The following is a 7,355-nucleotide window of genomic DNA, read 5'->3' as shown; positions in this document are numbered from 1 at the left end:
GCCTTTTTTGAGTAACCCCTTAATGGCCATGTTGAGGCTCATCGTGACATTTTGTGTGAAGATGACATTCTTCACATCGTCGCCGCCGAACATTTCTTTTAGCCAAAGTCGGGTCAGGTAGACTGTTTCTTCCGTGTCGTAAGCGGGAGCGTACGAGCCTCGGTTAATATTGACGCCGCTTTCACTGATGAAACGGCTCATGGCTTCGGGAACGCTCTTCGGTTTGGGGAAGGTCGTAGCCCCGTTATCAAGGTATATTCTTTGCATTTTCTGTCTCCTATGGATGAAATGACTTGCTCCGTTCAGTATAGTCGACATCCGGCCGTTTTACAAATGTTTGTTTTAAGTAAATCGATAAGGAGTTTTATACAGAAATAATTTATTAATGCAGAACGGTGCATGGGTTCAGTTTGAGAGGAGGATTTATTTTGGGTTTAGCACATGAAAAACGCGCTATTATTATTGCCGGTTTAATCATCGGCGCCATTGCGGGATTTTTGGTCCTGGCAGGAAATCCCGCGAACATGGGTTTTTGTATTGCTTGCTTTATTCGTGATACTGTAGGCGGACTCGGGTTACACCGGGCGGCGCCGGTACAGTATATTCGTCCGGAAATCATCGGTCTTGTTTTAGGTGCGTTCTTATTATCTTTTATTCGCGGCGAACATCAGGCTAAGGGCGGCAGCGCTCCCATGACGCGTTTCATTCTCGGCTTTTTCGTTATGATCGGTTGCCTCATGTTCCTCGGTTGCCCCTTCCGCTTGATTCTGCGTCTTGCCGGCGGCGACTGGAATGCTATTTTAGGCTTTGTAGGCTTTGCAGTCGGTATCGGTGCGGGGACCTTCTTCTTGAAGAGAGGGTATTCGTTAAAGCGTACGTATAGTCTCCCCAAGTTTGATACGGCAGTTATGCCGGTTCTTATGGTAGGATTGTTGATTCTCGTCGTAATGGCTCCGGCTTTCATTTTCTTTAGTGAAAAAGGTCCCGGGGCGGTACACGCTTTTTGGGCCGTATCTCTTATTGCCGGAATTGTCGTCGGCGGTTTGGCACAATACACACGCCTTTGCATGGTTGGCGGTATTCGTGATATAATCTTATTCCATGAAACGAAATTGTTGATGGGCTTCGTTGCTGTTTTTGTAGCGGCATTTCTCGTTAACCTCGCTTTCGGTAACTTCCATCCCGGCTTTGCTAATCAGCCTATTGCCCATACGGACGGTTTGTGGAACTTCCTCGGCATGGCTTTGGCAGGTTTTTGCAGTATTTTGCTCGGCGGTTGCCCCATGCGTCAGCTTATTATGACGGGTGAAGGTAATACGGACTCGGCCATTACGGTTTTGGGTCTTGTTATCGGTGCGGCATTTGCTCATAATTTCGGTCTTGCCGCAAGCGGCAACGGGCCTACATTCAATGGTGAAGTAGCTGTTGTTTTGGGCTTTGTCGTAGCTTTGATTATTGCCGTTGTCAATACGCGTAAACAGGGTGCATAAGGAGGAATCGTGATGATAGATGCTAGAGGATATTCTTGCCCCGAGCCGGTAATTATGGCTCAAAAGGCATTGGCGACACAGGAACAGGAATATGAAATGTTGGTAGACTCTCGGACGGCTATGGAAAACGTAACTCGTTATGTATCCCATAACGGGTATACGGTTGTTTCGACAGCTGAAGGAGACGACTACAAACTTGTCTTCAAGAAAAAATAGTATGTAAGGTCGGTGTAATCATGAAATTTATCGCTACTTTTTATTCGCATTTCGGTGCTATTCGTTTTAAAAACGAAGCCCATCCGTCGGTGACGTCTATCGAATTGATGCCCGTGCCGCGAAACCTGAGCTCGTCTTGCGGCACCTGTGCCCGCTTTGAGGCACCTGACGACTACACCTATTCAGGCGATGAAAGTGGTGAAGTCGAACAAGTAGTCCGGGAAACGGAATCCGGATTTGAAAAGATTTACAGTTCGATGTAAAGGATGATTACAGTGAGTGATAAAGTAAAATTAACAGAAATGGCGTCCTGCTCCGGTTGAGGCGCAAAAATCGGTGCCGGTGTACTGGCACAAATGTTGAACGGCATTCCTCGACATCAAGATGATCGACTTATTGTAGGGTACGATAAGAGTGATGATGCATCTGTCTATGTTGTGCGCGATGATTTGGCCATTGTTCAGTCGGTAGACTTTTTCCCGCCTATTGTCGATGACCCGTATATGTTCGGACAAATTGCGGCGGCCAATTCGTTGAGCGATATTTTTGCTATGGGAGCCGATCCCAAATTGGCAATGAATGTCATGGCTATTAACTCGGCTATGGGTCAAGATGCGGTTCGGGAAATCTTACAAGGCGGCTATAGCAAGGCTTATGAAGCGGGTGTATTGATTACGGGCGGCCATACGATTGAAGATAAGGAACCGAAGTACGGCTTATCCGTAACGGGCTTTATGCATCCGAAGGATCTGCTCAGCAATTCGTCGGCTCGTGAAGGGGATGTTCTCTTATTGACCAAACCTTTGGGTGTCGGTATCTTAACGACGGCGGCTAAGGTCGGACTTGTGGACGAAACTTTGGAACAGCAGCTTTATAAGGAAATGGCGGAACTGAACAAGTACGGCCGTGATATTATGATGAAGTATGATGTGCACAGCTGTACTGACATTACGGGCTTCGGTCTTATGGGACATGCCTATGAAATGGCGTCTGGTAGCGGCATGACTATTCATCTTGATATGAACAACATGCCCTATCATAAAGAAGCGATTGAAATGGCGAAACAGGGATTTATTCCTGCAGGTGCTTATCGTAATCGTGATTATACGGACGGTCATGTACGTACCGAAGGGCCGATTAGTGAAGCGGAATTGGATATTCTTTACGATCCGCAGACTTCGGGCGGTTTGATGATTGCCGTCAGTGAAAAGGATGCGCCGGCGTTGGAAAAGGAATTGAGTGACAACTTGCCGTGCGGTAAAATCATCGGCTATGTAACGGCAAAAGAAGGTACGGATTTAATGGTCCGGAAATAATTCATAAAAGCAGACAGGCACGCATGGGCTGGCCTGTCTGCTTTTTTTAGAAAGGAAATCCTCCGTAGGTAAATTCATTGAGGATTCGCAAGGCGGCTGTTATAATATAGAGGTATTATAAACTCATATACAGAAAAAGGAGAGATTTGACGTGATTGAACGCTATACCAATGAAGTAATGGGCAGTATTTGGAGCGAACAAAATGAATGGGATACGCTGAAGCAGGTAGAGATTCTTGCCAGTGAAGCTCAAGCGGAACTGGGTAATATTCCCAAGGAAGCTGCCGAACAGATTCGGGAAAAAGCTGCTTTTTCCGTTGACCGTATTCATGAAATCGAAGCGGAAACTCACCATGATATTGCCGCCTTCGTCTCTAATCTTTCCGAGAACATAGGAGAAGCCGGTAAATATGTGCATCTGGGGTTGACTTCAACGGACGTAAAAGATACGGCTTTGGGGTACATGTTGAAACAAGCTTCCGAAATTCTTTTGGCCGATTTGGAAGCCTTTCGTGATGTTTTGCGTCGTCGTGCTGTTGAATTTAAATATACACCGACTATCGGTCGTACCCACGGTATTCATGCCGAAGCTACGACTTTCGGTTTGAAACTGTGCATGTGGTTGGCCGAAACGGAACGCAATATTGAACGCATGAAAAGAGCTAAGGAAGTCGTATCTGTCGGTAAGATTTCCGGTGCTGTCGGTACTTATGCCGATGTAGATCCCTTTGTAGAAGAGTATGTGTGCAAGAAGTTGGGCATTACGCCGTCGCCCATTTCTACACAGACATTGCAACGTGATCGTCATGCCGAATTCGTTACGACCTTGGCTGTTATTGCCAGCTCCATCGATAAGTTTGCAACGGAAATTCGTCACTTACAGAGAACGGAAGTACGTGAAGCTGAAGAATACTTTAGCCCCAAACAAAAAGGATCATCCATTATGCCCCATAAGCGGAATCCTATTACGTGTGAACGCATGTGTGGGTTGGCTCGCGTTATTCGCGGCAATGCACAGGCTGCCATGGAAGATGTAGCGTTGTGGCATGAACGGGATATTTCCCACTCTTCCGTAGAACGCATTATCTTGCCGGACAGTACGATTGCACTTGACTATATGTTGACAACGTTTACTCGTGTTGTCGATAAGCTGATTGTCTATCCTGAAAAGATGATGGAAGATCTACAATTGACAGGCGGACTGATTTATAGCCCCATTCTTTTAAATACCCTTGTTGAAAAAGGCGCCGTTCGTGAACAGGCTTATCGCTGGGTGCAACGTAATGCTATGAAACGTTGGCTTGAAGGGGAAGACTTCTTGGAAAACCTGAAAAAAGATAAAGATATTGCGACCGTTATGACGCATGAAGAAATAGAAGCTTGCTTTGACGTAAAGAAGATGCTCAGTCACGTTGACACGATTTTTGCTCGATTCGGGTTATAAGTGATACGATAAATCCGGCGACTGAAGAAAAAGATCGGGGAGATTAACATGTATTTTGATAATGCCGCAACAACAGCTCATAAACCGGAAGAGGTAGCCAGAGCCGTATATGAAGCACTGGCAGAAAAGGAATACGGAAATCCGTCACGGGGAGCGCATGACTATGCTATACGAGCTTATAAGGTCGTATTGTCCGCTAAAGAGAGTGTAAAGCAACTGGTACACGCCGGCCCTGCATACGATGTAGCCTTTACGCATAACTCGACGACCGCCTTGAACATGGTAATCAAAGGGCTCTTACGTAAGGGCGATCATGTTATCTCCACTACATGGGAGCATAATGCAGTGCTACGCCCCTTATATGAAATGGGGCAAGAGGGAGTAACTCTCGACTTTGTAAGGTCTGACAGTAAGACGGGTGCTCTCTGCTATGAGGAATTTGAAAAACTACTTCGTCACGAAACGAAGGCCGTGGTCTGCAACCATGCTTCCAATGTGACGGGAAATATTATCGACTTGGATTTTATTAAGGCCTTTTGTAAGCGTCACGGGTTGATGCTTATTGTCGATATTTCGCAAACGGCAGGTGCCTATCCTATCGACCTGTCGGATGATATTGTTACGGCGGCCTGCTTTACGGGGCATAAGTCTTTATACGGACCGGGCGGTACGGGAGGTATGATTGTTAAAACCGATGTTGATGTAAAGCCCCTTATTACAGGGGGAGACGGAATTCATACCTTTGACAAAGAATTCCCTCATACAGTTCCCGGCGTCTTTGAAGCAGGTACGGAAAACATAGCCGGCATCGCCGGATTGGAAGCGGGCATTCAGTTGCTGTTGGAGCGGGGCGAAGAAGATATCGCTCGAACACAGCAAGAATTATCGGACCTTTTCATTAAGGGGCTTCAGGAAATTTCCAACCTTACTTTGTATGCCGATTTGACGCGGCCGCGCGTCAATGTTTTTGCCATTAATATCGGTGAAGCTGAAGCCGCTTTGGTAGGTGAAATTCTTTGGGAAGAATATGCAATGGCAACACGAGCGGGTTTCCACTGTGCCCCTTTGATTCATAAAGAATTACACACGGATAAGCGAGGTATTGTTCGTTTCTCCTTCAGCCTCTTTACGATGAAGCAAGAAGTAGAAGCGGCATTAGCAGCCTTACGTGATATTGCAAAGCGATAAAGAAAAACGATACAACCGCATACAGTCGGTATTTCCGGATATCGACTGTATGCGGTTGTGTTATTTAAAGTAGAAGACTATTGTAAAATGAGGAAGGAATAAGATAGAATGGGTGCAGTATAGAATATAAATGAGTCTTAGGAGGACTGTTATAGTGAAGCAATCTACAAAACGCCTTTTATCCGTTTTTATGTGTGTAACCGTATTGACATCGACCGCTTTTGTATCGGGATGCTCCCTTTCCAGAACTGTAGGTAAAATAAGCAGTGCGGCGGAAAAAGCAAGCGGTAGTCAAGTTGAAAATTTCAATAAGCTGATTGATGCGGAAAATAACTACATTGACTTCAGACTTTCATTCGGAGGCAAGGAAAAGCAGTTTAACGACGGCTTAAGAAACGGCGTATACGATCAGAGTTTTGTGGCTCCCGATTACAAGTCTCTGCAAGAAGCATTGAAAGCCGTAAAAGCCGGCGGTGCTACTTATAAGACCGTTGATACGGAACTTGATAAGGTTTTAAGTGCCTTAGATGAATTGGTTCCCGTAGCCACGGATCTTCAGACTTATTACGAATCTAAGACTTATTTAAATGATAATTATGCGAAAGTTAAAGAAGTGGCACCTAAGTATTTAGCAGCGGTAGATAAGTTTAATGCCGCTATGGATAAGTTAGACGATGCCATCGGACAGGTTAATCAAGAAAACAGTCAGAAAGAGATTGAACAGTATAAATCTGCCGGGAAGAAAAATATGGCAGCCGCTTTAGAAGCTACTGTGCGTTTCAAAGCGATTATGGATGAATTGGGAACGCATGATCAAAATCCCGACAAAGCTAAAATTGAACAAGAATTGGGCGCCGTTTCGACTCTTCTGGGAAGTATCAGCTCAAGCGAAGGGGATATACTGAAGACCGAAGGAAATGAATTAATCGGTGACGTTAGGGAATTTATGGCTAATCCCGATGAAGAAACCGGAGCGGGCATGTACGAACAGTACAATTCATATGTCAATGCGTATAACGGCTTGAATGCAGAGCGTTTAGACGGGTAAGTGGGATTCGCCGTTTCATAATAGGGTGTAAAATTTTATAAGTAAAGAGCCGCTCGATTTTGAGCGGCTCTTTACTTATATCGTTGATTCTAATTTTGTGAAGCTATTCGTATCGCAAAGCTTCGATAGGATCAAGGCGAGCAGCCTTTCGTGCCGGATAGATGCCGAAGAAGAGGCCGATGCCGACAGAAAAAGTAAAGGAAATAAGAATAGGGGCCAAGGTGATAACGGGAGGTACTTCGGCGAATTTTTTGAATACTTCGACGAGGGAGATACCTAAGGCGATTCCCAAAATTCCGCCGATGAGGCCGATAATAACGGCTTCAATTAAAAATTGCGTCATAATGGTTCGATATGTGGCTCCCAGAGCTTTACGAATACCGATTTCTCTGGTTCGTTCCGTAACGGAGACAATCATAATATTCATAATGCCGATACCGCCGACAAGGAGTGAAATAGCTGCTACACTACCGAGAAAAAGGGTAAGCGTTGCCGTCGTGGAATTCATGGTTTCCATGAGGCTCGTCATATTGTTAATGGTAAAGTCATCTTCCTTGCCGATACCTAAGTGATGCCGCTGGCGCAGAAGGGTACCGACTTGGTCTTGGACTTCATCGATTTTGTCGGAAGAAGAGACTTGGATGTTAATAGAA

Annotated in this window: 9 protein-coding genes; 7 read left to right on the top strand and 2 right to left on the bottom strand. The window is 45.4% G+C overall.

Annotated features, from left to right (window positions below):
• Positions 1-267, bottom strand: a 267-nt coding sequence (locus PGX78_RS04715) for an aminotransferase class V-fold PLP-dependent enzyme (protein WP_270445605.1), incomplete at its 3' end; no start/stop codon positions are given.
• Between the two features lie 161 nt (positions 268-428).
• Here PGX78_RS04715 and yedE point away from each other — a divergent pair.
• The 7 genes from yedE to PGX78_RS04680 all read left to right on the top strand — a co-directional run bounded on the left by yedE (position 429) and on the right by PGX78_RS04680 (position 6,702).
• The gene (gene yedE / locus PGX78_RS04710) at positions 429-1,490 is read left to right on the top strand and encodes a YedE family putative selenium transporter (protein WP_040773374.1); all 1,062 of its coding nucleotides are present in this window, start codon (positions 429-431) and stop codon (positions 1,488-1,490) included.
• A 12-nt stretch (positions 1,491-1,502) separates the two neighbouring features.
• Positions 1,503-1,706, top strand: coding sequence for a sulfurtransferase TusA family protein (locus PGX78_RS04705; protein ID WP_006941262.1), 204 nt, complete (start codon positions 1,503-1,505; stop codon positions 1,704-1,706).
• 20 nt (positions 1,707-1,726) lie between these two features.
• Positions 1,727-1,969: a DUF3343 domain-containing protein gene (locus tag PGX78_RS04700; protein WP_006941257.1), complete on the top strand. Its 243-nt coding sequence runs from the start codon at positions 1,727-1,729 to the stop codon at positions 1,967-1,969.
• Between the two features lie 3 nt (positions 1,970-1,972).
• A complete protein-coding gene (selD, locus tag PGX78_RS04695; protein WP_442864796.1) occupies positions 1,973-3,022 on the top strand; it encodes a selenide, water dikinase SelD in 1,050 nt (349 codons plus the stop codon).
• A gap of 151 nt (positions 3,023-3,173) precedes the next feature.
• Positions 3,174-4,466 (top strand): adenylosuccinate lyase, encoded by a 1,293-nt coding sequence (gene purB / locus PGX78_RS04690; protein WP_270445604.1) that lies wholly within the window; start codon positions 3,174-3,176, stop codon positions 4,464-4,466.
• Positions 4,467-4,514: 48 nt separating this feature from the next.
• Positions 4,515-5,654: an aminotransferase class V-fold PLP-dependent enzyme gene (locus PGX78_RS04685; RefSeq protein WP_270445603.1), complete on the top strand. Its 1,140-nt coding sequence runs from the start codon at positions 4,515-4,517 to the stop codon at positions 5,652-5,654.
• A 154-nt stretch (positions 5,655-5,808) separates the two neighbouring features.
• Positions 5,809-6,702, top strand: coding sequence for a DUF3829 domain-containing protein (locus PGX78_RS04680; RefSeq protein ID WP_270445602.1), 894 nt, complete (start codon positions 5,809-5,811; stop codon positions 6,700-6,702).
• A 103-nt stretch (positions 6,703-6,805) separates the two neighbouring features.
• On the opposite strand, the gene PGX78_RS04675 is transcribed toward PGX78_RS04680, so the two are convergent.
• The coding region (locus PGX78_RS04675; RefSeq protein WP_270445601.1) for an ABC transporter permease at positions 6,806-7,355 on the bottom strand (550 nt) is incomplete at its 5' end.

It is taken from the genome of Megasphaera sp. AF13-6AC (assembly GCF_027685385.1).
Lineage (GTDB): Bacteria > Bacillota > Negativicutes > Veillonellales > Megasphaeraceae > Megasphaera > Megasphaera micronuciformis.
Note: the sequence above shows the minus strand (reverse complement) of the source record. Positions and strands in the feature narration are given on the sequence as shown.